The organism is Kribbella capetownensis (assembly GCF_004331485.1).
GTDB lineage: Bacteria > Actinomycetota > Actinomycetes > Propionibacteriales > Kribbellaceae > Kribbella > Kribbella capetownensis.
In genome coordinates, this window is sequence record NZ_SJKD01000005.1 from 89,189 (window position 1) to 115,419 (window position 26,231).

Genomic DNA, 26,231 nt, shown 5'->3' on the forward strand with positions numbered 1-26,231 from the left:
GCCGGCAACAGCACGCTGCCTTGACTGAAACGCATGTCAGCCACCGAACCGGCACAGGCAGCAGGCCGCCGTACCAAACTGACCGTCCGTGCGGCATTCGTCGTCGCCAATGTGGCGCTTGTCGGCGTCTTCATCCATCAGTCGTTGGCGACGTCATCATTCCCGGTCGCTTCGCCCAGCGACGCTCGGCACGGTGCACTGGCCGATGGCTTCGTCCCTGCCGGCGTGAAGGTTTTCGACGACGAGATTCCCGGTGTGGCCAACCTCGACCCGGAACTGCTCGGTGCGCTGCGCAGAGCCGCGACGGATGCCGCGCACGACGGGGTCGAGTTCTTCGTCAACAGTGGCTGGCGCTCCCCGGCGTACCAGGAGCAACTGCTGACTGAGGCGGTCTCGAAGTACGGCTCGCGGGAAGAGGCCGCGCGATGGGTTGCGACTCCCGACACGTCGCCACACGTGTTGGGGCAGGCGATCGACATCGGGCGCTCAGACGCGACGGCATGGCTGTCCAAGCACGGCGCCGCGTACGGGCTGTGCCAGATCTACGACAACGAGCCCTGGCATTACGAACTGCGCCCTGAAGCCGTCGATCACGGGTGTCCACCCAGGTACGCCGACCCCACGCACGACCCGCGGATGCAGCGGTGACCCTGACTGTCCAGCCGATCAGCTCCGCCGAGCATTTGGCGTTCGTGCAGGCACAGCGGGCGGTCAGTTTCCTGCAGACGCCGGCGTGGGGGAGCGTCAAGACCGAGTGGCGCAGCGAGTCTCTTGGCTGGTACGACGGCCGGCGGCTGGTCGGAGCAGGACTGGTACTTCACCGGCCCGTGCCGCGGCTCGAGCGCTACACGCTGGCGTATCTGCCCGAGGGACCGGTGATCGACTGGACCGGCGAGCTCGACGCGTGGCTCGATCCGCTGGCCGCGTACCTCAAGGCAGGCGGCGCGTTCGCGATCCGGCTTGGTCCGCCGGTGCGCACGGACACTTGGTGTGCTGCCCGGGTCAAGGAGGGCATTGCTGACCCGGGCATCGAGCGGCTCACCGACCTACCCAGCCAGCAGGTCGACCCGGTCGGTGCCCGGGTGACGAGCCAGCTGCGCGACGCCGGCTGGCTGCCGCAGAGTCCGGAGGACGGGTTCGGCGCTGGGCATCCGCAGTACAACTTTGTGCTTCCGCTGGTGGGCAGGACTGAGGAGGATCTGCTCAAGGGCATGAACCAGTTGTGGCGCCGCAACATCAAGAGGGCGGCCAAGGAGGGTGTCGAGGTCACGGTCGGCGACGTCACGGTCGACGAGGGTCTGAAGGCGTTTCACGACCTGTACGTCCACACGGCCGAGCGCGACCACTTCACGCCCCGGCCGCTGCGCTACTTCGAGACAATGGTCGCGGCGATGAATGGCGAGGACCCCGAACGGCTCAGGCTCTACCTGGCCCGCCACCAGGGCGACCTGGTTGCCGCCACCATCATGGTCCGCGTGGGCGCCCAGGCTTGGTACTCGTATGGCGCCTCCTCCACCGAGAAGCGTGAGGTGCGCGGATCGAACGCCTGCCAGTGGGCGATGATCCGCGACTCGCTGGAGGCAGGCTGCGATGTCTACAATCTGCGCGGCATCACCCCTACTCTTGACGCCGCCGACCCGCACGTCGGGCTGATCCAGTTCAAGGTCGGCACCGGCGGACAGGCCGTGCGGTACGTCGGGGAGTGGGATCTGCCGCTGCGGCCGATGGTCTACCGAGCCTTCGACGTGTACATGCGCCGACGCGAGTCCATGAGGAGGCGGAAGGTGGGGGTCGCGTGATCATGAACGGGTGGCACCGCTGGTTCGAGACGTTCACCGGCGTGGCGTTCCTGACCGTCATCGTGCTGCCGGCAGCCGTGCTGGTGGTGTGCGCGCTTGCACGCTGGCGGACCGCCGCTGGCGCTCCGCGGCCATGGCGTACCTCGCTCGCGGAGGTCGGCATCGTCTACGGGACGGTGCCGTGGGTGTGGATGATCCTGTTGCCGGGCAGCCGGGCCGGTGAGGTTCCTGGTCGAGTGAGCCTCGTACCGCTGCGGGACCTACTCACGATGTCGACGCCGCAGATTGTCGGCAATCTACTGGTGTTCGCGGCGCTGGGGTTCTTCGTCCCACTGCGGTTCGCTGCGATGGCGTCGCTCCCGCGGATCCTGGCGCTCGCGGCGGGCTGCTCGGTCCTGGTCGAGGTCGCGCGGTACGTCCTGCGGCTGGATCGGGTGTCCTCTGTGGACGACGTACTGCTCAACACCGCCGGCGCGGGGCTGGCCGCGTTGGCGTCGTACCGCTGGTGGCGCATGCCTGTGCTGACTCGGCCGCAGGTTACCCGTCGTTAGCATTTCGTCGGCATATCAAAATCCACATACAGGCGGACAACACCGGGCCCCTTTGACTAGGTGGCATGACCTACAGCGAACCAGCGGCGCTCCGTCGATGGCTGGCGTCTTCCACCTCGACCACCCCGGTCACGGGAATCACGATCTTTGGATGCGAGCAGGACGAGGCGGTCCTCTTTCGACAATTGGCACCTCGTTTTGGCGTCATGCCGACCATCACAGCAGCAGCGGTATCTGAAGCGAACGTCGAACTGGCCGCCGGAAATCGCTGCATCAGTGTCGGTCACAAGACTCCGATCACCAACGCCACCCTTCTGGCGCTCAGCCGGACCGGCGTGGAGTACGTCTCCACGAGAAGCGTCGGATACAACCACATCGATGTGAAGTACGCCGAGAGCGTCGGGATCCTGGTCGAGAACGTCGACTATTCGCCCGACGGCGTGGCCGACTACACGTTGATGCTCATGTTGATGGCGGTGCGGGACGCGAAATCCATCCTGCGCCGTGCGGATGTCCATGACTACAGGCTGAATGAGGTGCGCGGGAAGGAACTCCGCGACCTGACTGTCGGGGTCATCGGCACAGGCCGCATCGGCACCGCGGTCATGGACAGGGTGCGAGGCTTCGGCTGCAGGGTCTTGGCCTATGACAAGCGCCCCAAGGCTGGTGCGAATTTCGTACGGCTCGATGAACTGCTCGAGCAGAGCGACATCGTCACGCTCCATACGCCGCTCACCGCGGAGACACACCATCTCTTGAATCGTCAGCGCATCAAGCAGCTGAAGCACGGCGCGTTGATCGTCAACACCGGGCGCGGTGCCCTGATCGACACCGAGGCGCTGGTTCAAGCCGTGGAAAACGGAAGCCTCGGTGCTGCGGCACTGGACGTCCTCGAAGGAGAGGAAGGAATCTTCTACGCCGACTGCAGGAATCAGCCCATCGACAGCAAGTTGCTGTTGCGGCTGCACGAGTTGCCAACTGTGCTGATCAGTCCGCACACCGCCTACTACACCGACCGTGCCCTGAGGGACACCATCGAGAATTCTCTGACCAACTGCCTGGCATTCGAACACAGAAAGCAGCAATGGATATGAAGATCGGCATTCTGTTCGGCGGCTGTTCCGAAGAACACCCCATCTCCGTCAAGTCCGCGCAGGAGATCGCGCAACATCTCGATCTGGAAAAGTACGAACCGTACTACATCGGGATCACGGCGAGCGGTGCTTGGCTGCTCTGCGACGGCCCGGACGTCGGCTGGGAGACCGGTGACTGCCGTCCGGTCGTTCTGTCTCCGGACCGAGATGTCCACGGGCTGCTGGTCCTGGAGCAGGGACGCTACGAGACGATCAGCCTGGACGTGGTGTTGCCCGTTCTCCACGGCAAGTTCGGCGAGGACGGCGCGATTCAGGGCTTGCTGGAGCTCTCCGGCATCCCCTACGCGGGCTGCGACATCCAAGGTTCGGCCCTGTGCATGGACAAGTCGCTGGCCTATATCGTCGCCGGCAGTGCGGGGATCGCTACGCCGAAGTTCTGGATCGTCTCGGCGGACGAGAACATCGAAGCCGACCAGTTGTCCTATCCCGTCTTTGTGAAGCCGGCCCGTTCGGGATCGTCGTTCGGTGTCAGCAAAGTGTCCCGGAAGGAAGAGCTGCCGGGGGCCTTGGAGTTCGCGCGGCAGTACGACTCGAAGGTGTTGATCGAAGCGGCTGTCGTCGGCAGCGAGGTCGGGTGTGCCGTCCTGGGGAACGATCTGGATCTGGTGGTCGGCGAGGTCGATCGGATCGCGCTGTCTCATGGCTTCTTCCGAATCCATCAGGAGAGTTCGCCCGAGACCGGTTCTGACAACTCGACGCCGATCGTTCCGGCTGACATCTCGGCAGAAGCGCGTTCGCTCGTTCAGGAGACAGCGAAGGCCATCTATCGCGCCTTGCGCTGCAGGGGACTCGCCCGGGTGGACATGTTCCTCACCGACGACGGGGAGGTGGTCCTCAACGAGGTCAACACGTTCCCCGGCATGACGTCGTACAGCCGTTATCCGAGGATGATGGCCGCCGCCGGGATGCCACTGGCCGAGGTGATCGACGGAATGGTGTCGCTGGCGGTGACGGGGAAGATCCGGTGAACGCTGATCTTGTCTTCGTGGACGAGTTGGTCCCCGGCGTACGGTGGGACGCCAAGTACGCCACCTGGGACAACTTCACCGGCAAGCCGGTCGACGGCTATCTGGCCAACCGAATTGTCGGTACGACGGCCTTGTGCGCGGCCCTCGAACGAGCACAGGAGTCGGCCGCTTCCCTCGGCTTCGGTTTGCTTCTCTGGGACGGCTATCGGCCTCAACGTGCTGTGGACAGTTTTCTGCGCTGGTCGAAGCAGCCCGAGGATGGGCGGACGAAGCTACGGCACTATCCGAAGATCGACAGAGCCGAGATGTTCGACAGGGGATATGTCGCCGCCAGGTCAGGCCACACTCGGGGCAGCACGGTTGACTTGACGCTCTTTCACTTGACCACTGGTGAACTCGCCTCGATGGGCGGTGACCATGACCTGATGGATTCGGTCTCACGTCATGGAGCGGAGGGAATCACGCCGATCGAAGCCGCGAACCGTCTGTGCCTTCGCTCTGTCATGGAGTCCAGCGGGTTCAGTTCCTACGACTGCGAGTGGTGGCATTACACACTGCAGGACGAACCGTATCCGGACACCTACTTCGACTTCCTCATCGCGTGATCGGCGCGGCGAGCGTGCAGATACGACCGGCACACATGACCGATGCGGTGGCCGTCAACGAACTGCTTGAGCAGCTCGGGTATGCCCAAGCCGGCACCGCGACAACAGCAGCCCGAATCCAGACCTGGGGTGACGACTCCTCGAGCGCTGCCTATGTGGCCGATGCCGACGGCAACCTTCTCGGCCTGGTCGCGGTCCACATCTGTCCGTTCTTCCAGCTCGCCGGCTCCTCGGGCCGGATCGTCGCTCTGGTCGTCTCCGACCACGCACGCGGCCAGGGCATTGGCGGTCAGTTGGTAGCGGCGGCGGAATCGTTCGCTGCGAGTCGTGGATGCGCACGCATGGAGGTCACCAGCGCGGACCGCCGCCAAGACGCACACACCTTCTACCGACACCGCGGCTACCTCGACCAAACAGGAACGTCCTCCCGCTTCCTGCGCGACCTCAGTGGGACAGCTCACTGACAGGGCCGAGCGCTGCAGTTCCTGAGGACCGCGCAGCGGTGCGGTTGGTTGTTCCGCACCGCTGCGCGGGGTTGACCGGTAGCGACCGCCCGATCCTCGTCGGGGTGGTGTCAGGTTCTGGGGCAGAACGTGTCTCGTGGTGGGCGCTTGCCGTCAACCAGGAAGGTGGTCTCGAGGTTCTTGGCACAGGAGTTGTTGCCGAAGAGGTAGGACAGGTGGCCGCCTTGGTCGACGGTGATCAGGCGGGATCGCGCACCGAGCGTCCGGTGCAGCTCGACGGCACCGACGTACGGCGTGGCTGGATCGCGCAGATTGTTCACCAGCAGGATTGTCGACGATCCTGCTCTGCTGATGTCTACGCGCGGCTCAGCCTTGGCGGGCCAGAACGCACACGGCCAGACGCTGGCCGCCGCCGGGCCGAACAGGGGGTAGCGGACCCGGTCGACAGCCACGTGGCGCGGGTAGGTGTCGATGTCCCGAGACCAACCGGGGGAGTTGCAGACCAGCGCCAGCATGCCGGAGAAGTCTCCGCCCGCGGGTGGAGGCGGCAGCTGCGGTGCCTGCCCGGCAGCGAGTGCCTGCAGGGCCGACGCCAGGGCCGGGAAGATCGAATCGCTGAACAGCATCCCGTACGTCATGGCGCGCAGAGCGGTCCCGCTGATTCCGGCGACTGGTTCCCGGTCGAGGTTGTCGACAATCTGCAGGTACCGCGTCCGCACCTGCGCCGGGGTGGCACCGAGCCCGTACGTCGCGTCCTGAGACGCGGCCCACCGTGCGAAGTCCGGGAACCGCAGCTCGAATCCCAGGCCCCACCGACGAGCACCGACGGCGTCGAGCCCACCGAGACCGCTGACGCTGTCGAAGACCATCCGATCAGTGCGCTTCGGGAACAGCGCGGCGTACAGCGTGCCGAGGTAGGTTCCGTGCGAGTACCCGAGGTACGAGATCCGCTGCTCGCCGAGAGCCTGGCGGATCCGGTCCATGTCCCTCGCGACGTTGGTGTTGGTGATGTAGGGCAGTAGATGCGCAGTACTGGACTGCGCGCACTGTTCGGCGATCTGCCGGGCGTCAGCGGCACGCTTGTTGACGTCCGCAGCCGTCCGTGCGTATGGCGGCGGGATCAGCGTGGCCGCCTGGTCGGGCCGGAGGTTGCAGGTGAGCGGCGTACTGCGCCCGATGCCGCGCGGGTCGAACTCGATGAGGTCGTACTTCTCCCGCACACTGGCCGGAAGGCCGAGCGACACGAGCGTGAGCGGCAGCGCCGCCTGCGAGTCACCCTGGCCGCCGATGTTGAGGAACAGCACGCCACGGCGGCGGGCGGGGTTGGTGCTCGGCAGTCGCGAGACCGCGATCTCGATGGTCTCGCCGGCGGGTTTCGCATAGTCCAGTGGGACAGTCACCGTGGTGCACTTGAGGCCCAGAGAGGGCTCGGGTACTCCGGGACAAGGCGCCCAAGATAGTGAGCTGTCACCTACCTGTGCGGCCGAGGGCACCGGCGTGGTCGCTAGTGTGAGTCCGCCCGCCGCCGCGACGGCCGCCAGCACGGTGGCCACCACCCGTCGTCTGTGCGCGCGGAAGCGCTCGATGAATGAAGGCATGGCAACTTCCTCTCGTGTTGGTCGATCACGTCGCCTGCCAGTGCGTCGAACGAGGGACCGCCAGTTCGACAGGGCGTGCTACACCTGACGTGAACAGACCTGCCACCAGCCGACGACAGGCGGGCGATCGAGCCCAATCCTTGAAAGGTAGGAACCATGGCGGTTATCACGAAGGCCGAGGCCATTGCGATCATTCGCCGCGCCTACGGCCCCGACGTTGCCGAATCGGTCGCAGACCAGTTGCCAGCTCAGTTCGACCCCGACAACGATGCCGACGCAGCGATGCTGAGCCGCCTCGGCCTCACCCGAGACGGCCTCGCCAACGCCCTGGGCGGCGAACTCTGACGCGTCTCCTACGTCGCCCGCTTGCTACTGAGAGGTGGACACGGGCGGAGGTGGTTGCGGTGATCAAGGGGAGCAGAGCCGGGTGACGAATGCCGGCTGGGTTTGTCGTCTACTGGATGAGTTGCCGGGCGCTTGCGGCGCGGCGCTCGAAGACGGTGTCGCGCTCCTCGGCGGAGGTGGCCAGGGCGTGGTCACGAGCGGCTGGGTCGAGCTGGTCGACGTAGACCTGACCCTGGACGTAAGGCCGTACAGGACTCGCTTTCAGCGAGGTGGTCGCACTGAGCGAGGGCCAACTGGTGGAGCTTCGGGCTCGACTCCACCAGGTGATTCGCTCATTTGCCGATGGCTCGGCGCCGGATGCCACCGACACCGCAGTCATCATTCGGGTCTTCCCGATGAGTCCGCCCACTTGATCACCACGCAACCACGTGCGGCCACCGAGTCGGGTGCCGTCACGGGGTGAGGTCAGCTGAGGAAGGTGAGGGCTCGTTTGGCCCAGTCGAGTTTTTCGTCGGCCCAGCTGAGGATGTCGAGGGTCGGAGTGACGTTTTCGGGTGGGTGTTGGACCAGGGTGTCGAGGCGGATCAGGCGGTCGAAGTCGACGTTGACGGGGTCCGGGCGCGGCGTGCCGGTCGGGGTGGTGAACGGAACGCCGGCGAGGCGGAGGATGTTGATCGTCTCCTGCGCGAGGATGCCGTAGGCGACCGTGGTCGGATGGACGCCGTCGAGCGAGAAGAGACCGCCGGCCGCACGTCCGCCATGGCCGTCACTGGCGAGGAACCGCGAGTCGACGACGGGCTGCAGTGCTTTCAGAGCCGGCGGGAGTGGGTACGGCGTCCACCAGTCCGGTCGCGCGTTCGGGTCGGTGATGAAGCGACGAGACGCCATCCGGTCGAGCAGGCCGGCGGCGTCGAGCAGGTACCAGTCGCGGGCCGGGTTTCCTTTGCGGGCCGCGCGTACGGCGTCCTCGATGGTCTGGTTGAACATGTCGATCGCGACATCCACCGCGAACGCTTCCGGGCCGGTGATGGACTTGTCCTGGCGCGGGTCGAAGTCCGCGTCGCTCACCCACGGCCTGGTGTAGTGCGGGAAGTACCGTGAACCCGGCTGGATCTTGGTGCCGATGCCCCGGCTGATCGGCGGGATCGTCACATGCGGGACGGTGCAGAGGATGACGTGGCGCGCATTGATCTTCTTGATCTCCTCGACGATCTCAGCGAATTCGGCGGCGAAATGACTTGGTTGCCAGACCGTGTACTGCTCCTTCTTGCCGAGGTCACGGAAGTCGTCACCGCTCCAGCCGACGCGCAGCTGGGTCACGCATTTCAGCGCGTTGTTGGCGCCCAGAAACACGACCAAGGTCTCGACACCGCACTCGGAATCTTCCTTCTCGTCTCCCAGCTTCGCCGCGGTCTGGAAGAGAGTCAGCTTCCGATCGTCGTCCGACCCGTTCGGATAGACGGACACGGCGGCCCGATTGTTGTGGTTCTGGACGACCTGGTGGATCAGGTCGTCGTGGGGTGAGCCGATCCGTGCGGCGCAGGTGTCATAGGTCTTCTCCAGCGCGTCGCGCAGGTCCCAGCCGTACACGGCCAAGGCGTGGTTGTACCCGCTGGTCTTCGGCACGTGGCTGCCGTCGCCACGCTCGTAGTAGTCCTCGAGCTTGCCCATCCACGACCTGGCCGCGAACAGCGCGAGCGGAACTTCGAACAGGTTCAGCTCGGCGCCGAACCGGTCCGCCAACTCGCGAAGCAGAAGCTCCATGTTCAACGGCAGACCGCCGTACCCGGGATAACGCGGATAGCGGAACTTGTCGAGCCAGCCGAGCTCGTAGGCGATGATGGCCGGGAACGAGATGTCGGTGTTGAACACCGCCCCACTCTGGAACCCGTGTGTCAGCGAATCCCCGATCGCCACCAGCCGATGCCTGGGCGTCCCACTCCGCTTCGCCAACTTGATATCAGGCACGCCGACAGTCGCATCGAACTGCGGCACCCGCGGCTCCTTCTTCGAACGATCCTTGACCTCCTTAGGAGCACCATCCGCAACAGAAATCTCCCCTGAAGCTGGCATTGTTTTCCCCTGGAGCCGTGTTCCTTCGACATTGGTCTCCACCCAACGTCTTGTCAACGACGTCGGCGGTGTCGCAAGCGCGGTCGAGTGGTGGTGTCGGGTGGGCGGGGACACTGAACCCGTGGGGGCGTCCTGGTTGGGTCCGGGTGTTCGGCTCGCTGGTCGGGGAGCTGAACAGCAGCAGCTCGCGGATGGGTTGGAGGCGGCCGCAAGCGGTCGTCCCTGCGCGGTCGTGGTGCATGGTGAGGCGGGGATCGGGAAAACCCGGCTCGTTCGTGAGGCCTGCGCGCGGTTGAGCCAGGAGACGCAGGTCCTCTGGGGAACCTGTGTGCACTTCGGTGAGACATCGGTCCCGTTCGCGCCGCTGCCCTGAGGACCTGGCTGGCGCGAGCTGACGCCGCGACCGAGGCAGCCTCCGGCCAACCGCACGAGGCGCTGCGAGTGCTCCACAGCCGATCCGTCGTACCTGCCGGCGTTGGACCCAACTACGCCGAGGACCACTTGGTGGAACTCGCCCACGCTGCTGCTGAAACAGCCCGCACCGCCCGCGATGCGGGTGATGCGAAGGGTGCGACGCGGGCCGTCGGCGTCCTCGACGACCTGATCGGAGCGTGGCCACAGGAACCATTCGCGAGGCCGCGGCCAGATGTCGTGGACCAGGCGATGGCCAAGGCACTGTTCGACGCCGAGGTTGCTCGGCTGAAGGACGAACCGGGTCAGGGCGCACTGTGGCGGGACGCGATCGGCAAGTGTCACGCGGCCGGGGTGCTTTGGCAGGAGGCCATGTCTCAGCTTCCAACATCCTCCGCAAGACCGGCACGTCGACCAGGCTGGAGGCGGCAACTCTCGCTGGGCGGTTGTCCAGCCACCGCGACACCTAGCCGACGGGAGGGGAGCCGTGGCGCTCGGCGTTGGAGAGTTCGGGGCCTTCTAGGGCGGTCCAGGGGGCGTCGCCTACGCCTCCCAGGCTGTCTCGTACGTCGGACCAGCGGGCGGTGAGGGCGTACAGGACGATGACGTCCAGGGCGATCATCAGCAGGGCCCAGACCGGGTAGGCATTGAGCCAGGCGATCTGTGTGACCGCGTGCAGGCTGACGACCACGATCCCGGCGATCCGGGACCAGGGCGCTCCTGTCAGCAGGGCGCCGCCGATGGGCATGAGGAGCAGCCCGGAGATCAGGACGACCCATCCCCAGGCGGTCACGTTCACGATGATGAGGTTGTCCCGATGGATCCCCAGCCGCTCGTCGGAGAGCAGGGCGGTGAGCCCGTGGACCACATTGAGCAGGCCCTCCACCATCAGCAACGCGCCGGCGAAAGCGACGAAGCCGGCCAGCCTTCTCCCACTGTGCTCAGCCATGTCTGCCCTCTCCTCTCCCTGCGTCCGCCGGCCGCAATCAGCAGCGGGCCGCACCTGGATGCTCTCCCTCTGCCCCCGCCCACCGCCTCACCCCGCCCGGATGAGTCGAGCCGGAGGGCGTACACGTCAACTGGGCCTGATCAACGCCCGGCCGGTCTTACTCGCCGATCTTCTTCGAGCGCAGGGAGCAGCCCGGCGCCCCACCACACGTTCGAACCATCAACCCTGCCCCCGGGTGTGACGACGCTGCCGCGTCAGTTGAGCACTTACTGTGACTGTGACGGATCAGCGGCTTGTGGGCTGTATCTCGGGGGTGGGTCGGTGGTTCTTTTGTCCGGGATGTCTAGGCGCGGGAGGGCTTGATGGGTTCAGCGGTCGTGGTTGGTGGCGGCGTTGTGGGGCTGGCGGTCGCGCGCGCTTTGCAGCGGCTGGATCCGGGTACGCCGGTTGTGGTGCTGGAGAAGGAGTCCGCGGTAGCGGCCCACCAGACTGGACACAACTCGGGCGTCATTCACTCGGGGCTGTACTACAAGCCTGGATCGCTGAAGGCTCGGCTGGCGGTTGCCGGCGGGGCGGCGTTGCGGGAGTTCTGCGAGGCCAAAGAGATTCCGGTCGATGTCCCCGGGAAGCTCGTGGTCGCCACCAACGAGGCTGAGATGGTGCAGCTCGACCGGCTGTTCGACCGTGGGCATGAGAACGGCGTGCCGGTACGGCGGCTGACCCTCGACGAGGTCAGGGAACGCGAACCGCACCTGCGCGTGAGCGGCGCACTGGCGGTCGATTCGACCGGGCGCGTGGACTTCAAGCTGGTGTCGCGTGCGCTGGCCGACGACGTTCGGGCAGAGGGCGGCGAGATCCGCACCGGGGTGACGGTCACCTCGGTCCACAGCGCCGGCTCAGTCGTGCGGGTGCAGACGACGGACGAGGTGATCGAGGCGGATCGGGTCGCGGTCTGCGCCGGGCTGCACAGTGACCGGCTCGCGAGAGCCTCGGGTCTCGAGCCGGGCGTGCGGATCCTGCCGTTCCGCGGTGAGTACAGCGAGATCGTGCCGGAGCGTGACTATCTGGTGAAGGGACTGGTTTATCCGGTGCCTGACCCGGATCTGCCCTTCCTCGGTGTGCACCTGACCCGCGGTATCGACGACACGGTGCATATCGGGCCGAACGCCGTACCGGCTCTGGCTCGGGAAGGCTACCGCTGGACGAAGATCGTGCCCAAGGACCTGTGGGAGTCGTTGACGTACCGCGGTTCCTGGCGGCTCGCACGGCGGTATGGCAAGACCGGGGCGCAGGAGTTTGTGCGCTCGCTCACCGGCAAGGCCCTGGTCAAAGCAGCGCAGCGGATGTTGCCCGACTTGCAGGTGGCCGACGTACGGCGGGCAGGCTCTGGCGTCCGTGCTCAGGCGGTGACGAAGCAGGGACAGCTCGTCGACGACTTCCTGTTCCTCCGTGACGGCCGGACACTGCATGTCCTCAACGCGCCGTCCCCAGCCGCGACAGCATGCCTTCCGATCGGCGAACACATCGCCCAGGAACTCTGCGGCCGCCGAGCCTGAAGGTCAGAGGTCAGGCGAGGAAATCGACGCGATGTTCGCGGCCGCCGAAGCTGAAGGTGTCGCCACGCCCCAGCCCCTTGAGCGACGCGTAGATCGGTGAATCGGACGAGAGCCCCTCGTACGTGGCGCCGTCGCACTCGAACGCTTCAGCCACCACGCCGACGACGTACCGATTCCCGTCGAAGCCGACGAGTGCGCCTGGCGCGACAGCCGACTTGACCCCGAAGTCGAGGCCCTTGATCTGGGCCAGGATCCGCTTCTGCCGATCCTCGACATCGTCGAGCAGGCCGCCCAGGTCAGCGGCCTCGCCGGACTGGGACAGGTCGTCGACCGAGTCCGCGACGTCGGAGTCCAGCATCGCGGCGGAGTCGTGCTCCGCCACACTCGCCTGCGACGACCGGAGCCCCGCTTCGGCCTGAGCGATCAGCGCGTCCTTGACGCGCTGCTTGGCATCAGCATCCATCACGGCCTCCAGACCTACGTTCAGGCCAGCCTAACGCCGTCGCTACGTGAGGCTGTTGGCGATGAAAGCCAGGCTGAGACTCTCGATCTGGCGCAGATCGGGCGCATCGCGAAGCGGCCCTTGGCCGGTGAGTACGGCGGTCCCGTGCACGATGGACCAGATGGGGTACTCGATGCCCTCGCGTCGCTGCGGGTCGAGGACGCCCGCCTCCACCAGCTCGTCCAACGCGTCGCGCAGCAGACCCAGGGGAGTGCGGTCGTTATAGCCGTGCTGCTGCGGCACAGCGAACGCGGTAGCAAACAGCCCTGGCTCCTCATGCGCGAATCGCAGGTACGCCGTTCCGATCGCGCCCAGCCGGCGTTGCGCCGCACCGGGAGTCCCGCGCCTGCCGCGCACGCGTGCGATGTCCGTAGCCATCCGGTCGGCCAACTCGTTCATTGCCACCGTGCAGACCTCCGCGAGTAGCTCGTCGCGGTCGGCGAAATGCCGGTAGGCGGCGTTGGGTACGACGCCGACGATCCGGGTCGCTTCGCGCAGGACGACCGCGTCGGGACCGCCCGTGCGAGCCAGCTCGACTCCGGCCGCGACCAGGCCGGCGCGTACGTCGCCTCGCGGGCGCCGCCGCGACCGGGGTGCTTCCTCGCCGATGCTCACCAGCTCAGGTTATCAATGTGGACACTGTCCACAAAACCGAGTTAATGTGGACGGTGTCCACATAACTTCGCGGGAGGGCTCCTGATGGAGACGACTACCGACACGCCGTGGGTGACCGCGGATGCAGGGTTCGCCGGCGGACAGCGAATCTGTTACGACCCGAAGTCCGCACGAGTACTGACCGAGGCGAGACCACGCCTGTACGTCGACCCCGTCGGGCAAGGCGATTCGGACAAACCCAGGCGCTACCCGCATTCCACGGTCGGACGGGCCGATCTCGTCGAGGCGTTATGGCGGCACCACGGCGTACCGTCGTGGTCACCTTCGACTACAGCTCACTGGCCCTGCTCGAACTCCTGCGCCGCCAAGGCGGGCCGGACATCACCGCGGTCTTCATGGTGAACGGCGGTCTGTTCGCCGACTCGCATACGCACCCCTGGCAAGGCACTCCGATGCTCAGATCGCCGCTCGGTGCCCTCGCCCGGCAACTGAACGGCACAGTGCCCCTGTACGTCGGCGGCCACCTGACCACCAGCGAACACCCGGACCTCCTGGCCGGCGCGATCGCCGACATCGCGTCCCGCCACGGAGTGGAGGAAATGGCATGACCGACGCACTTCCGGCCCAGTACGTGACCGGCACATCCCGGGCAGCCATCGAGCAGGCCCTCGTTGCCGCAGGCAAAGACCTCGACGGACTCGAGGCCGCCGATCTCGCGCTGCTCGAGGATTACCACACCGGCGGACGTCTCGTCACCGGCCAGCTCGTCGACCTGGTCGAGCTCACGCCGGACAGCGAGATCCTGGACGCCGGCACAGGTATCGGAGGAACCGCACGCTACCTGGCCGCTCGATTCGGCTGCGCCGTGACGGCGGTCGACCTGTCCAAGGAGTACTGCGACACCGCCCGCTGGCTCAACGGTCTCGTCGGGCTGGACGACCGGATCGTCGTACGCCGGGCAGACGTGACCGCGCTGCCCTTCGACGACTCGTCGTTCGACGTCGTGTTCAGCCAGCATGTCCAGATGAACGTGGCCGCCAAGGACCGTCTCTATCAGGAGGCGAGGCGGGTCCTGAGGCCCGGCGGTCAGCTCGCCGTGTGGGACATCGCCGCCGGCGACGGGCGTGAACTCGACTACCCGTTGCCGTGGGCCGACGTACCCGAGCACACCCATCTGAGTACGCCGGCAGCCCTGCGTACCGCGATCGAGTCGGCCGGATTCACCGTCGATCACTGGACGGAGCTGACCGAGCAGGTCGGCGCCATGATGCGAGCGATGCAATCGCTGCCACCGAGCCCGCTCGGGCTGCACGCGTTCGTCCCCAACTTCCGTGAGCGCGTCAAGAACCTCACCGAAGGCCTGTCCGACGGCCGGCTCCGAGCCATCCAGGCGGTCGCCACGGCACGGTAGCGCGGTAGCGCGTCCTCACCCGCCGTGGAGGTGTACTGCGTCGGCGGTCGCGCCTAGCGTCGTAGGTCCGTGATGCGTGTGCCCGGGGGAGCGGTGCGATGGGTGGGAGCTGGGACCCGTGATGAAGCGGTGGGCCGAGCATCCGCTGGTCCTGCGGGCGGTGCGAATGGTACGGCGGAGCATCGTCTGGCGGATCGTGGTCTCCGCGATCGAGATCAGGTTCTACGACCGGGCGCTGACGCTGGCAGGGCAGGCCTTCATCGCGCTGATTCCGCTGATGATCGTGCTGGCGACGTTGGTCAGCAGCTCCGACTCGCTCGCGATCGGTGACTGGGTGATCGACAGGTTCTCGCTGACCGGCGCGTCCGCGGACGCGGTGCGGTCCCTGTTCGGGCGGCCGCCGGCCGGCTCGGGCGGTCTGACCTTCCTGAGCGTGATCACCATCCTGGTGTCCGCGAGCAGCTTCGCGCGATCGGTCCAGCGGACCTACGAGATCGCCTGGCACCTGCCGGCGCGTGGGCTGCGCAGGACGATCAACGGCATCGAGGGTGCCTTCCTCCTCCTCATCGCGCTGGTCCTGCTGGGCTACCTGGCGAGCCTGGCCAATGAGCTGCCGGGCGGCCTCCTCGTCACCGTGATCGCGCAGACTTGTGCGGCGGTTCCGGGGTGGTGGCTCGCCAGCCGGCTGCTGCTGAGCGGTCGGGTCTCCTGGCGCCTGCTGTTCCCGGGCGCCGTCGTGAGCGCGGTGGCCCAGGTGGCCGTCACCTCCGCGGGTGCCGTGTACGTGCCGCACCTGATCGAGCGCAACACAGAGCGGTACGGCGTGATCGGGGTGGCGATCGCGCTCATCTCCTGGCTCGTCGTACTCGCTCTGCTCGTCGTCGCCTCAGCGGTCGTCGGCGCCCAACTCGGCGCGGCCCTCGCGGAGCACGACGAACGCCGTACCGGCTAGCCGCTTCAGGCGCAGGCCGACACACCTCCTTGCACTCCGGTGCTGAAGGCCGACGTCCGCTCCTGGGCGTTGCCGTGATCGCTCTCGTTGGTCCAGGGGTAGTCGTCGGCGACAGCGGCCAGGGTCTGGGCGAGCTCCTCGCTGTCGCCGGGCTCGATCTTGATCACCCCGTCGTTCGCGGCGCCCTGGAGCGCGGCTCCGGCCAGGCAGTCCGCCTGCAGCTCTGCCTGGACGGAGACCTGGTCCCGGTTCAGCCTGGCCTGGATCGCGTGGCCCCACTCGTGGGCGATGATGAGGTAGATCCACGCGTCCCCGATCTGGCTGTAGCCCGCCTCCATCAACTGCTCGTCCCACGCAAGGAAGTCGCCCGGCCCGCAGTAGAACGCGTTGAACGGCACCGACGGCTCTCCTCCACACTGTGGTCCGTTCGCACCGACGTAGCCGCCCTCCACTCGAGGGCTCTGGTACTCCTTGCCGAACTCCTCGGCGAAGTGTGTGCGCCAGAAGGTGTCCACCGCTTTGACGGCGGTCTGCTCGTCCACACGCATGGCCTGGAGATCGACCGGCGCCGTGGTGCTGGTCCTCTCAGCCTCTGCCGTCGCGGTGGTCGCCGTACCGGCGGGTGGTGCGGACGTCGGCGTACCACAGGCGACCGCGAGGACCGCGACCGTGGCCGCGAGTCCGCTGAGCCTGAGGCGTCGGAACACCGGGTCGGCAGCTGTCACTACGCGAGGGCCTTGGCCTTGAGGGTGTCGAACTCCGTCTGGGTGATCGTGCCCGCGGTGAGGAGTTGCTGTGCCTTGTCGATCTGCTCGGCCGGCGACGACGAGGACCCGGCGACCGACTTGATGTAGTCGTCCTGCGCGGCCTTCGCGCTTCCCCAAGCCGCCGCTGAACGCTCGGCCATGCCCCTGCCGCGGGCGATCAGGTAGACCAGCGCGGTCAGCAGCGGGACGATGACCAGACAGATCACCCAGATGGCCTTGAGCCATCCCGACAGCCCCTTGTCGCGGAAGATGTCCGTGATGATGTGGAACAACACCATCAGGTACGCGACGAACGCGAATGTGACGATGATGAACCAGATGACGTCCCAGAAACTCATGACTGCATCCCTTCGCTGTCGCGCCGATCAGTGGCTGTCGGCGACGTATCGAACATCTGGCCCCGCGGCCCCCGCCGGTCCCTTCCGGACCACGGTCGCGGTCCGGCGGCCGTCTGAAATCCCCCGGGGTGGATGAGCTCCGGTCCGGACCGTGGCCGGCTGATCAACCGAAGACCGTGGTCCAGTCGTTCTTCACGCTGACCACGGTCCAGCGCTGGTCACCCGCCCGCTCGAGTGCCCGCTCCGCACCGGCGACGTAGTCGAACTCCCGATCGGCGTCGTCGTGCAGCACGAGCAGCCTGAGTGCCGGCCGGGCCGGACCGCCGGCGAAGTTCAGCATCGGGATGTCGCCGTTCGCGTTGCCACCCGCCAGCACCGGCCGGCGACCCACCCGGCTCCAGATCCGCACCGGCTTCTCCGGACCGTCGTCGAAGACGTCCAGACCCGCCTTGTACATCACCGCGCTGCCGTGCTCGTCCTCGACGTACTGCAGGCCGAAGCTGCTGCCGATCACGCGGTCCGGCGGAATTCCGTACAGCGGCACCGCGGCCGGCCGCATGAAGTCCCGGTCGCCGCCCGAGGCGATGTACGTGCTGAACCCGTTGTCCTCCAGGTACCGCAGCAACTCGACCATCGGCAGGAAGGTGCACTCGCGGTACGGGCGCTTGAGCGTCGGATGCGCGGCACTTGCCAGGAAGGTCTCCACATCGGTGGCGTACTGCTCGACGTTCATCCCGCCGAACGCCTGCTGCACCCCGCCGAGCAGCACCTTCAGGTCGCTGTCGTCACCGTTGTAGTGCTTGACCAACGCCTGGCTGAGCCAGTCGAAGTCATGCGTGTACGCCGCCTGCCACGGCTGCCGGTCGCGGAGCGCCGGGTCCTGCTCGGCCATGGCCGCGAAGCGCTTCAGGATGAAGCCGACCTGGACCGGCATCGGCTTCTCGCACCACAGCGTGCCGTCGTTGTCGAACACCGCGACCCGCTCCTCCACCGGGACGAACTCACTCGAGCTCTCGTCGCCGACCCGCGCGACGAAGTCCCGGATGGCGTCCTTGGCCGCGCCCTCCCGCCAGGACCCCAGCTGCTCAGTCATCGTGGCTCCCTTCGAATCCGCCCACGTTCCGCTTCAGCTTCGCCGCCGGACGGCCCTGGGGTCGTCCTCCCGGCCGGGTGATTCAGGGGTACGGTCGTTCTCGGGTTCGTTCGCCGATCTGAGGAGTGCGCGTGGCTGGTGACATCAGGCTCATCGTTCAAGGTGACGACTTCGGTATGTGTCATGCCGTCAACGTCGGCACGATCCAGGCGTTCCGGGAGGGGATCCTGACGCAGGCCTCCACGATGGCCGCGTGCCCGTGGTTCACCGAGGCCGCCGCACTGGCGCGTGAGTCCGGGATACCGCTCGGCGTGCATCAGACCCTGACCTGCGAATGGGACTTCCTGCGCTGGCGGCCGCTGACCGATGGACCGTCGCTGGTCGGTGATGACGCGACGTTCCTCCGCACAGTCGATGCGGCCCGGGCTTCCATCACCTATGACGACTCCGTCCGCGAGTTGTCCGCCCAGGTGGCGAAGTTCGCCGCGGAAGGGCTCGCGATCGACTACCTGGACGTGCACATGGGGCAGTCCGCGCAGGAGTCGGCGTACGACGAGGTCTCGGACGCCGCCGGCAAGCCGTTCATCTACGGCCCCGTGGAGTCGCAGCGGTTCGCCTCGATCGTGACGTTGAGCGACCGGGAGGCGGACGGCAAGAAGGCGTGGATGCTCGACCACATCGCCGGCCTGACGCCCGGCGTACACCTCCTGGTCACGCACTGCGCCGCCGCCCATCCGGAACTCGCGGCGATGACCTCGCCCGGCACGTACACCTATCGATGGGCTGAGGAGTACCGGCTGTCGGACCAGGAAATCGTGACCGACCCGGAGATCCGCAAGGCGATCGAGGAGCGCGGCATCGAGCTGGTGTCGATGCGCAACGCGTTCAGCGACTGACAGCCGGTACGGCGGCCGGCATGCCGAAGGCGGCGACGTGGTGTGGTCCGACGAAGGCGTTGCTCTCCACGATCCGGCCGTTCTCGATGGTGAGGACGTCGACGACCATGGCGTCGTACTGATCACTGCCGGGGCTGCGCAGATAGCAGATGAGGGCAGGGCGGCCGTTGGCGGCGGACGGGAACGTTCGCCAGTCCAGCGGCCTGGTCAGGAACTCGGCAACGGCATCGATCCCGATGACCGGTACGTCCGGCGGCATCGTGATGCGCACGTCGTCGGCCAGCAATTCCCGGAGGCTCGCGGGATCGGTCGCTGCCGCGTAGCGGCGCAGGATCTCCTCGTCCTCGGCGGTCAGTGCCGGTCGGCGCCACTGCCGCGGATCACCCGGAGCGTGCCGGCGAATTGTCCGCCGGGCACGCTGGATCAGACTGTTGACCGCAGGAACGGCGAGTTCGAGGGCATCGGCGATCTCGGCCGCCGTCCAGCCCGACACGTCGCGAAGGACGAACGCCGCCCGTTGCCGTGGCGGCAGATACATCAGCGCGGCGATCAGCGCGAGCTCGACCGTCTCCCGTGCCACCAGACCGGACTGCGGGTCCTCGCTCGGTACGGAGTCGGGATAGGGGCCGATATCGGTACACCACTCGAGCGGGTCGCCCGCTGGTACGGTCCGCCGCGCCGCAGCCTTGTGGTGGTCGAGATAGACATTGGTGGAGATCCGGTAGAGCCAGGTCCGGATCGCCGCCCGACCCTCGTACTGCGCACGGGAGCGCCAGGCGCGGAGGAACGTTTCCTGCACCAGGTCGTCCGCATCGGCGACATTCCCTGCGAGCCGGTAGCAGTGCGCGTGCAGTGAGCGCCGGTGCTCGTCGAACGCATCGCGGAACCGCTCGTCGGCTGCGGCGCTCGTCATGCGGTCACCGTACCAACGCCGCCCTTGGCCAATTGCGCGAAAGAAAGAGCGATGACGATTCGCCGGATTGCTCGTCCAACCTTCTGACAGCATCAACCGAGAGGACGACGCCATGACCGAAGCGACCGCCACGCCACCGATCGTCGACCGGGAGACCTTCCTCCGCGAACGCCGTGGGCTGCTCGCCCGCGAGAAGGCCCACACCCGGGAGGGCGACGCGATCGCCGCGGCCCGGCGCCGGCTGCCGATGACCGAGGTGGACGCGTCGGCGACCCTGGTCGGCGAGCACGGGCCGGTCTCGTTACTGGAGGTGTTCGACGACCGCGACCAACTCATCGCCTACAAGCACATGTGGCACACCGGCAAGGGGATCGCAGGGCAGTGCGAGGGGTGCACCGCGTCGATCTTCGACGTCCACGACGCCAGCTACCTGAACCATCGCGGAGTGTCGTTCGCGGTGTTCTGCGAGGGACCGTGGGAGGAGATCGTCCCGTTCCGTGAGTTCATGGGCTACACCCTGCCGTGGTACTCGATGGCCGGCGTCGAAGACCTCGGGGTCGGGCCGGGTCTCCTGGACGAGCCGGGCAACATCGCCTGTTACCTACGGATCGGCGAACGGGTCTTCCTGACCCACGAGACGATCGGCCGGGGTGTCGAGACGATCATGGCGCAGGCTCACCTGCTCGACCTGACGGTGTACGGCCGTCAGGAAGTGTGGGAAGACTCGCCGGCGGGCTGGCCGCAGTACCGGACCTACACCTGGTGGGCCAAGGATGGCCGTCCCGTTCCGCAGTGGACCAGGCCGGGCGCCGTACGGCGGGACGAGTCGGCCGGTGACCCGGCGGGTCATTGCTGTGGACAACCAGCGTCAGAACCGGGGCAATGACAGTAGACCGTCGCTGCCGTCGGCCGTGAGGCCGCTGCGCACCGAGCGGCGCGTCCGCTGGTTGGCTACCTGCAGGCGCGGCCCGCGCTGTCCGCTGGGCCATTGGAGGTACGCATGCCCCCGTGACCGGGCGATCCAGACCACGAGATCGCCGATAGAGCTTTCCTCCGGCCCCGCGTTGCCCTCCCATCGGACGGTGGTCACACCATCCAGGTCGTCGTGACCATTGGCCAGGCGAATCGCAGTGACAAGAACCATCGACTGACTTGCCAGGCTCATCTCTCGGCGCACCTCCAGTCCGCCCTGTCGACAGCAGCAGCGTGGCACGGCGAACGGCGTCCGGGAAGTGTCAAATAAGCGTTTCCAGCAGGGAGAATTTCTGGGCGAACGGCCCGTGCTCTGACCATGACCGAGCGCGATCAACCGGGGTTTTCGGCGACCTCAACTGCCCGGGCTGGTGTAGCTCCGGATCATCCGGTTGAAGAAGACGAGACCGATGGCGAAGACGACCGGTCCGCCGGCCGGTGAGAGGTACGCCAGCCAGGCAGGGATCGGCAGGTCGTCGGTGCGGCCGAGGAGCACGGTGGCCGGCAGGTAGGCGATGAACGCCATCGGGAAGATGAAGGTGAGGGACAGGAATCCCCAGCGGCTGAACATCGTCAGCGGATAGCCGCTGAACCGCGTGATGGTGTCGTCGGCGAGGATCCGCAGCGACATCGTGGACGTCATCCGGAAGGACAGCCCGGCCAGGAAGGTTTGCATGCCGGTCTCGACCAGACCACCACCGACCAGGGCGGCAATCAGGAACACCACCTTTCCCGGCGTCCAGTCCACCGAGGCCTGAGGGGCGAAGACCGCCACCGCTCCGAACCCGAGCAGCGCATCGCCGAGCGCCATGAGTGGTGCGTAGCGGGTGATCACCTGGAGATAGGTCCCGGCCGGGCGCAGCAGGTACCGGTCGACATCGCCTTGCTGGATCGCCTGATCGATGGAGAGCAGCGCACCGAACGGCACCACGTAGAACGCGTGCGCGGCGAGCCGCATCCCGAACAGGAACGCGATGTCGTTCAGGCGCCAGCCGTCGATGACGTTGAACTTCGCCAGCAGGACCCCGATGAACAACAGTTGCGTCCCCTGCAGCACCATCCCGCCGAGGATCGCCGAGAGGAAACTGATGCGATAGCTCATCGCCGCACGCCAGCCGGCCCGCAGCAGGATGCGGCTAGCGCGCAGATCCTCCCGGATCGGGGACAAGGTCTTGACCTGCTCAGCCACCGAGCACCACCACCCTGTGGACGGCTCGGCGCCAGACCAGTTGCAGGAGCAGGAAGAGCACCATCACCCAGGCGAGCTGGAGTGCGAGCGTGCCGACCAGGTCGGCCCCATGCCGGGTCCCGAACCAGATGGACAGCGGCGCGTAGATCTGCGCCTGGAACGGGAGCCAGCTGATGATCGGTTGCAGCCACTCCGGCATGAACCACAGCGGGATCAAGGCGCCGGACAGGAACGCCGACCCGAACCGGTAGAGGATCATGATGCCGCCGATCTCGAGGGTCCAGAAGGCGGTCATCGACACCAGCAGATTGATGGTCAGGATGTTCGCGACACCGAGCGCCATCGACACGACCGAAACCAGCAGGTCGAGCACGCTGTGCGGCGCCTTCACCGCTCCGAGCGCGAGGCCGGTGACCAGGCCCGCTGCCCCGAGGGGAAGCCTGCCGACCATCGTGCCGCCGGCTTGGGCCAGGTTCTGGCTGATCAGCGACCGCGGCCGGATCATGTCCACGCCGATCTGGCCGCGCATGACCCGGAGCGGGAGCGACGAGAACTGCCAGGGCATGACGACAGCCTGAAGACAGGCGGCGAGTACGGCGTACGCGACCGCGGTGGCGCTCCCGATGCCGGCCACCTGGTCGTGACCGGTGAACAGAACGCGCCAGACGACCACGGTCAGCGTGGCCTGGATGACCAGCCCGACGATCCCGAACAGGAGGTCCGCGCGGTAGGCGAGGACCGACTGGTACCCGGCTCGGTAGAAGCCGCGAAGCCCGGTCAGGCGCGTGCTCAGCGTGTCGACGGGCATCAGGCGCCCGTACCGCGTGCGGGCACCGGCGTTCGTTCCGTGTACAGCTGCCGGATCACGTCCTCGAGGTCCGGTTCGAGCAGGGACAGGTCGGTGATCGGGTAGCGCGAGGTGAGGTCGTGGACGACCTTCGGGGCGGCCGTCACCTCCGGGTCGAACCGCAGCGTCGCCTTGAAGGTGTCGGCCGAGACCACCTGCGCGAACGGGGACGAGATCGTGGTGGCGTCGAAGTCGGTGCAGTGCACCACGACGTCCCGGCTGGTGACGTACTGCGCCTTCAGCATCCCGACGTCGCCCTCGTACAGGATCTTGCCGTGGTCGATGATCACCACCCGCCGGCAGAGCCGCTCGACGTCGTCCATGTCGTGGGTGGTCAGGATCACCGTCGTACCGCGGCCGGCGTTGATCTCCGCGACGAACTCCCGGATCTTGCCCTTGGCAACGACATCGAGCCCGACCGTCGGCTCGTCGAGATACAGGATCCGCGGGGCGTACAGCATGGCGGCGACCAGGTCGCCACGCATCCGCTGACCGAGCGAGAGCGATCGCACCGGGGTGTCGATGAACTCGTCCAGATCGAGCAGCTCGGTGAACTCCCCGAGCCGGGTCCGGTACGTCGCCGGATCCATCGAGTAGAGGTCTCGGATGATCTCGAACGAGTTGCGCAACGGCAGGTCGTACCAGAGCTGGGTCCGCTGCCCGAAGACCGCGCCGATGGTGCGCGCGTTCCGGCGCCGATCACGCCACGGCACCTGGCCGGCGACCGTGACGGTGCCCGAGGTGGGGACCAGGATGCCGGTGAGCATCTTGATCGTCGTGGATTTGCCGGCGCCGTTCGGGCCGAGAAATCCGATCAACTCACCGTCGTCGATCTGGAAACTGATCCCGTCGACCGCTCTGGTGACCTTGCGGGCCCGGGTGAACAGCGATCGCGTGCCCGCGAAGCGTCCCGGGCGTACATCCGGCCGTGAGAAGTCCTTGGTGAGATCGGCGACCTCGATGATCACGTGCGCATCCAACCTTCCACTGACGGCAGGTCTCCGCACGCGCACACCGGGACCTGCGGGGCGTCATCGGACCATACCAGTTTGGATTCGGCCCGGCACTCGACTTTCGCGCTCGCCCTGGCCGGGTCGGTCGACCCTTGACCTGCTTCGGTCGGCGGGCAGAGGCTGGCGAGTGGAAGCCCCGGCTGCGAAGGAGATGGCGTGATGGCGAAGGTGCTGATTCTGACCGGTGATGCCGCCGAAGACCTCGAAGTGTTCTACCCCTACCAGCGCCTGCTCGAGGAGGGGTACGACGTCCACGTGGCGGCGCCGGCGGTGAAGAAGTTGCAGTTCGTGGTGCACGATTTCGTGGACGGATTCGACACGTACACCGAGAAGCCCGGCCACACCTGGCAGGCCGACATCGCGTTCGCCGATGTGGACCCGGCGGAGTACGTCGCGCTGGTGATCCCGGGTGGGCGGGCGCCGGAGTACATCCGCAACGACGCCGACTGCCAGCGGATCGTGAAGCACTTCTACGGCGAGTCGAAGCCTGTGGCTCAGCTCTGCCACGGACCGCTCATCCCGGCGGCTGCTGGTCTGCTGAACGGGCGCAAGACGTCGGCATACCCGGCACTCGCCCTCGACATCAAGGCCGGCGGAGCCGAGTGGGTCGACGGCGACGCAGTAGTCGACGGCAACGTGGTATCCGGCCGCGCCTGGCCCGACCACCCCGCGTGGATGCGAGCCTTCATGACAATCCTGAAGGAACACGCACCGGCCTGACTACAGCCAGGGTGTCCACCCCGACGCCGCGGCTACGCGCGCTCCTGCATCGCCTGCTCGCGGCGGCTGCACCCCCCTTCCTTGCTTTGCGCAGGATCCGTTGGATGGTGTACCGCGACGTGGTGGGTGGTGGGTTGTCTACCGGCTGGCGGGTTGTTGCGCGTCATCGGTGAAACAACCCGCCAGTGGGGCGGGATCCGGCGGACGGTGGGTCGGGTGGGGGGTGGGTACCCACGGGGGGTGGGGGAGGGTAGGATCGCTGGATGGCGATGATAGGTGGGATGGTCGATGTTGGGGATGGTGAGGGGCGGACGTTGGTGGTGGCTGCTTGCCTCTTCAATGGGTTTGGTGATGTGTCTCGGCTGGCGATTGTGCGGCGGTTGGCGTTGGGGGAGCAGCGGGTGGTGGATCTGACTGAGCATTTGGGTCTGGCGCAGTCGACGGTGTCGAAGCATTTGGCGTGTTTGCGGGACTGTGGGCTGGTGGAGTCTCGGCCGCAGGGGCGGGCTTCGGTGTTCAGCCTCACGCATCCTGAGGCGACGCTCGAGATGCTGTCGGCTGCGGAGCGGCTGCTGAGCCTGACCGGTGATGCGGTCGCGCTCTGCCCGAACTTCGGCGAGGCGGCGCGGCAGACCCAGGACGCCACGTCATGAGCCACCCCGAGCACGGCGACGACACCAGCAGCTCCGCGGCGTCGGCCAACACAGCTGGGGACAGCGGCACGTTGTGGATGACGCAGGTGGGTACGTCGGCCGACTCGACTGGCGCGCCGCCGGCGTACATTGACCGACCGATCGACGGTCGGCAGGAATTGCAGCTGCAGCCGGTGCAGATCAGCACTGCGCCGCCTAGCGCGTGGACTAGTGATCCGGAGGAGCGGCGGCGCCTGGGTCGCCGTGCTCAGCTGCTGGCCGGCGCGTCGGTCACCTACAACGTGATCGAGGCCGTGATCGCCATCAGCGCAGGCCTCGTGGCCGGCTCCGTTGCGCTCGTCGGATTTGGGCTGGACTCGGTTGTCGAGGTCTCCAGCGGGCTGATCATTTTGTGGCAGTTCCGCCACCGCCTCCCGGAGACCCGCGAACGTCAGGCGCTCCGGCTGCTCGCGTTCTCGTTCTTCGCGCTCGCGGCGTACGTCGGCTTCGAGTCGATCCGGACGCTGATCACGGGCGCCGACCCGGACACCTCGCGGGTCGGGATCGGGTTGGCGATCGCTTCGCTGATCGTCATGCCGTTGCTGTCGTGGGCGCAGCGGCGTACCGGCCGAGCCCTGGGCTCCAACGCCGTCGTTGCCGACTCCACCCAGACCCTCCTCTGCACCTACCTGTCCGCAGTACTCCTGCTCGGTCTCGTGCTGAACGCAACACTCGGTTGGGGGTGGGCCGACCCGATCGCCGGGCTGGTCATCGCCGGCGTCGCGGTCCGCGAGGGTCTCCAAGCCTGGCGCGGTGAAGGCTGCTGCTCACCCATCGCCGACTCCGAAGGCTCTGCCGGCCACTGCACCGACGACTGCTGCAAGGATTGACCCCAGTA

31 protein-coding genes are annotated in these 26,231 nt (G+C 66.9%); 18 read left to right on the top strand and 13 right to left on the bottom strand.

All coding sequences use genetic code 11. The features are described from left to right. Positions 1 to 33: 33 nt before the first annotated feature. From E0H75_RS22075 to E0H75_RS22105, 7 genes are all read left to right on the top strand, one after another. On the top strand, positions 34 to 648 hold the full coding sequence (locus tag E0H75_RS22075) for a M15 family metallopeptidase (protein WP_131515544.1): 615 nt from the start codon (positions 34 to 36) through the stop codon (positions 646 to 648). After that, positions 645 to 1,799: a lipid II:glycine glycyltransferase FemX gene (locus E0H75_RS22080; RefSeq protein ID WP_131515545.1), complete on the top strand. Its 1,155-nt coding sequence runs from the start codon at positions 645 to 647 to the stop codon at positions 1,797 to 1,799. The genes E0H75_RS22075 and E0H75_RS22080 overlap by 4 nt, the downstream gene beginning before the upstream one ends. A gap of 2 nt (positions 1,800 to 1,801) precedes the next feature. Continuing rightward, positions 1,802 to 2,350: a VanZ family protein gene (locus E0H75_RS22085; protein ID WP_202873147.1), complete on the top strand. Its 549-nt coding sequence runs from the start codon at positions 1,802 to 1,804 to the stop codon at positions 2,348 to 2,350. A 65-nt stretch (positions 2,351 to 2,415) separates the two neighbouring features. Next, positions 2,416 to 3,444 carry a D-lactate dehydrogenase VanH gene (gene vanH, locus E0H75_RS22090; protein ID WP_131515546.1) on the top strand — a complete coding sequence of 343 codons (1,029 nt, stop codon included), beginning with the start codon at positions 2,416 to 2,418 and terminating at the stop codon, positions 3,442 to 3,444. Next, positions 3,435 to 4,472 (top strand): D-alanine--(R)-lactate ligase, encoded by a 1,038-nt coding sequence (gene vanA / locus E0H75_RS22095; protein WP_131515547.1) that lies wholly within the window; start codon positions 3,435 to 3,437, stop codon positions 4,470 to 4,472. The genes vanH and vanA overlap by 10 nt, the downstream gene beginning before the upstream one ends. Beyond that, positions 4,469 to 5,077 (top strand): D-Ala-D-Ala dipeptidase VanX, encoded by a 609-nt coding sequence (gene vanX / locus E0H75_RS22100; protein ID WP_131515548.1) that lies wholly within the window; start codon positions 4,469 to 4,471, stop codon positions 5,075 to 5,077. The genes vanA and vanX overlap by 4 nt, the downstream gene beginning before the upstream one ends. A gap of 35 nt (positions 5,078 to 5,112) precedes the next feature. After that, complete coding sequence (locus E0H75_RS22105) at positions 5,113 to 5,541, top strand: GNAT family N-acetyltransferase (protein WP_131515549.1); 429 nt, start codon at positions 5,113 to 5,115, stop codon at positions 5,539 to 5,541. A gap of 110 nt (positions 5,542 to 5,651) precedes the next feature. Here E0H75_RS22105 and E0H75_RS22110 read toward each other — a convergent pair whose 3' ends face one another. After that, the gene (locus tag E0H75_RS22110; protein WP_238163196.1) at positions 5,652 to 6,941 is read right to left on the bottom strand and encodes an alpha/beta hydrolase; all 1,290 of its coding nucleotides are present in this window, start codon (positions 6,939 to 6,941) and stop codon (positions 5,652 to 5,654) included. A 354-nt stretch (positions 6,942 to 7,295) separates the two neighbouring features. Here E0H75_RS22110 and E0H75_RS22115 point away from each other — a divergent pair, with 354 nt between their 5' ends. Continuing rightward, positions 7,296 to 7,484: a hypothetical protein gene (locus tag E0H75_RS22115; protein WP_131515551.1), complete on the top strand. Its 189-nt coding sequence runs from the start codon at positions 7,296 to 7,298 to the stop codon at positions 7,482 to 7,484. A 465-nt stretch (positions 7,485 to 7,949) separates the two neighbouring features. Here the strand turns inward: E0H75_RS22115 and E0H75_RS22120 are convergent, their stop codons facing one another. Continuing rightward, on the bottom strand, positions 7,950 to 9,479 hold the full coding sequence (locus E0H75_RS22120; protein ID WP_238163197.1) for a hypothetical protein: 1,530 nt from the start codon (positions 9,477 to 9,479) through the stop codon (positions 7,950 to 7,952). A gap of 199 nt (positions 9,480 to 9,678) precedes the next feature. Here E0H75_RS22120 and E0H75_RS44225 point away from each other — a divergent pair, with 199 nt between their 5' ends. Continuing rightward, complete coding sequence (locus E0H75_RS44225; RefSeq protein ID WP_165553954.1) at positions 9,679 to 9,930, top strand: ATP-binding protein; 252 nt, start codon at positions 9,679 to 9,681, stop codon at positions 9,928 to 9,930. Positions 9,931 to 10,434: 504 nt separating this feature from the next. Here E0H75_RS44225 and E0H75_RS22130 read toward each other — a convergent pair. Beyond that, entirely contained in the window at positions 10,435 to 10,917 is a 483-nt protein-coding gene (locus E0H75_RS22130; RefSeq protein ID WP_131515554.1) for a DUF7144 family membrane protein, read from the bottom strand. 362 nt (positions 10,918 to 11,279) lie between these two features. Between E0H75_RS22130 and lhgO the strand changes: the two genes are divergently transcribed. Beyond that, the gene (gene lhgO, locus E0H75_RS22135; RefSeq protein WP_131515555.1) at positions 11,280 to 12,473 is read left to right on the top strand and encodes an L-2-hydroxyglutarate oxidase; all 1,194 of its coding nucleotides are present in this window, start codon (positions 11,280 to 11,282) and stop codon (positions 12,471 to 12,473) included. 10 nt (positions 12,474 to 12,483) lie between these two features. Here lhgO and E0H75_RS22140 read toward each other — a convergent pair whose 3' ends face one another. Next, positions 12,484 to 12,936 (bottom strand): hypothetical protein, encoded by a 453-nt coding sequence (locus E0H75_RS22140; protein WP_131515556.1) that lies wholly within the window; start codon positions 12,934 to 12,936, stop codon positions 12,484 to 12,486. Between the two features lie 42 nt (positions 12,937 to 12,978). Then, a complete protein-coding gene (locus E0H75_RS22145; RefSeq protein ID WP_420323304.1) occupies positions 12,979 to 13,584 on the bottom strand; it encodes a TetR/AcrR family transcriptional regulator in 606 nt (201 codons plus the stop codon). A 296-nt stretch (positions 13,585 to 13,880) separates the two neighbouring features. Here E0H75_RS22145 and E0H75_RS44665 point away from each other — a divergent pair, with 296 nt between their 5' ends. The 3 genes from E0H75_RS44665 (at position 13,881) to E0H75_RS22160 (ending at position 15,953) form a co-directional block, all read left to right on the top strand. After that, the gene (locus E0H75_RS44665) at positions 13,881 to 14,198 is read left to right on the top strand and encodes a hypothetical protein (RefSeq protein ID WP_202873118.1); all 318 of its coding nucleotides are present in this window, start codon (positions 13,881 to 13,883) and stop codon (positions 14,196 to 14,198) included. Beyond that, a complete protein-coding gene (locus tag E0H75_RS22155; RefSeq protein WP_131515558.1) occupies positions 14,195 to 15,001 on the top strand; it encodes a class I SAM-dependent methyltransferase in 807 nt (268 codons plus the stop codon). Before E0H75_RS44665 ends, E0H75_RS22155 begins: the two co-directional genes overlap by 4 nt. Positions 15,002 to 15,122: 121 nt before the next feature. After that, positions 15,123 to 15,953, top strand: coding sequence for a YhjD/YihY/BrkB family envelope integrity protein (locus E0H75_RS22160; protein ID WP_131515559.1), 831 nt, complete (start codon positions 15,123 to 15,125; stop codon positions 15,951 to 15,953). 5 nt (positions 15,954 to 15,958) lie between these two features. Here E0H75_RS22160 and E0H75_RS22165 read toward each other — a convergent pair whose 3' ends face one another. The 3 genes from E0H75_RS22165 to E0H75_RS22175 form a co-directional block, all read right to left on the bottom strand. Next, the gene (locus tag E0H75_RS22165) at positions 15,959 to 16,678 is read right to left on the bottom strand and encodes a neutral zinc metallopeptidase (RefSeq protein WP_131515560.1); all 720 of its coding nucleotides are present in this window, start codon (positions 16,676 to 16,678) and stop codon (positions 15,959 to 15,961) included. Beyond that, positions 16,678 to 17,058: an SHOCT domain-containing protein gene (locus tag E0H75_RS22170; RefSeq protein WP_131515561.1), complete on the bottom strand. Its 381-nt coding sequence runs from the start codon at positions 17,056 to 17,058 to the stop codon at positions 16,678 to 16,680. The genes E0H75_RS22165 and E0H75_RS22170 overlap by 1 nt, the downstream gene beginning before the upstream one ends. A 163-nt stretch (positions 17,059 to 17,221) precedes the next feature. Further along, positions 17,222 to 18,151 (bottom strand): haloacid dehalogenase-like hydrolase, encoded by a 930-nt coding sequence (locus E0H75_RS22175; protein WP_131515562.1) that lies wholly within the window; start codon positions 18,149 to 18,151, stop codon positions 17,222 to 17,224. Between the two features lie 131 nt (positions 18,152 to 18,282). On the opposite strand from E0H75_RS22175, the gene E0H75_RS22180 reads away from it, so the two are divergent. Beyond that, positions 18,283 to 19,047 (top strand): carbohydrate deacetylase, encoded by a 765-nt coding sequence (locus E0H75_RS22180; protein ID WP_131515563.1) that lies wholly within the window; start codon positions 18,283 to 18,285, stop codon positions 19,045 to 19,047. Here the strand turns inward: E0H75_RS22180 and E0H75_RS22185 are convergent. After that, on the bottom strand, positions 19,037 to 19,960 hold the full coding sequence (locus E0H75_RS22185) for an RNA polymerase subunit sigma-70 (protein ID WP_131515564.1): 924 nt from the start codon (positions 19,958 to 19,960) through the stop codon (positions 19,037 to 19,039). The genes E0H75_RS22180 and E0H75_RS22185 overlap by 11 nt on opposite strands. Before the next feature lie 112 nt (positions 19,961 to 20,072). On the opposite strand from E0H75_RS22185, the gene E0H75_RS22190 reads away from it, so the two are divergent. Further along, complete coding sequence (locus E0H75_RS22190) at positions 20,073 to 20,846, top strand: DUF899 family protein (RefSeq protein ID WP_131515565.1); 774 nt, start codon at positions 20,073 to 20,075, stop codon at positions 20,844 to 20,846. Here E0H75_RS22190 and E0H75_RS22195 read toward each other — a convergent pair. The 4 genes from E0H75_RS22195 to E0H75_RS22210 form a co-directional block, all read right to left on the bottom strand. Beyond that, a complete protein-coding gene (locus tag E0H75_RS22195; protein ID WP_131515566.1) occupies positions 20,829 to 21,125 on the bottom strand; it encodes a hypothetical protein in 297 nt (98 codons plus the stop codon). The two genes, E0H75_RS22190 and E0H75_RS22195, sit on opposite strands and share 18 nt — an antisense overlap. A 162-nt stretch (positions 21,126 to 21,287) precedes the next feature. Next, positions 21,288 to 22,121 (bottom strand): ABC transporter permease, encoded by an 834-nt coding sequence (locus E0H75_RS22200; RefSeq protein WP_131515567.1) that lies wholly within the window; start codon positions 22,119 to 22,121, stop codon positions 21,288 to 21,290. After that, positions 22,114 to 22,929, bottom strand: a complete 816-nt coding sequence (locus tag E0H75_RS22205; protein WP_131515568.1) for an ABC transporter permease — start codon at positions 22,927 to 22,929, stop codon at positions 22,114 to 22,116. The genes E0H75_RS22200 and E0H75_RS22205 overlap by 8 nt, the downstream gene beginning before the upstream one ends. After that, positions 22,929 to 23,936: an ABC transporter ATP-binding protein gene (locus tag E0H75_RS22210; RefSeq protein WP_131515569.1), complete on the bottom strand. Its 1,008-nt coding sequence runs from the start codon at positions 23,934 to 23,936 to the stop codon at positions 22,929 to 22,931. Before E0H75_RS22210 ends, E0H75_RS22205 begins: the two co-directional genes overlap by 1 nt. A gap of 204 nt (positions 23,937 to 24,140) precedes the next feature. Here E0H75_RS22210 and E0H75_RS22215 point away from each other — a divergent pair, with 204 nt between their 5' ends. From E0H75_RS22215 to E0H75_RS22225, 3 genes are all read left to right on the top strand, one after another. Further along, the gene (locus tag E0H75_RS22215; RefSeq protein WP_131515570.1) at positions 24,141 to 24,701 is read left to right on the top strand and encodes a DJ-1/PfpI family protein; all 561 of its coding nucleotides are present in this window, start codon (positions 24,141 to 24,143) and stop codon (positions 24,699 to 24,701) included. Positions 24,702 to 24,982: 281 nt separating this feature from the next. Further along, positions 24,983 to 25,354, top strand: coding sequence for an ArsR/SmtB family transcription factor (locus E0H75_RS22220; RefSeq protein WP_202873148.1), 372 nt, complete (start codon positions 24,983 to 24,985; stop codon positions 25,352 to 25,354). Then, a complete protein-coding gene (locus E0H75_RS22225; RefSeq protein ID WP_337589515.1) occupies positions 25,351 to 26,223 on the top strand; it encodes a cation diffusion facilitator family transporter in 873 nt (290 codons plus the stop codon). Before E0H75_RS22220 ends, E0H75_RS22225 begins: the two co-directional genes overlap by 4 nt. Positions 26,224 to 26,231: the final 8 nt, after the last annotated feature.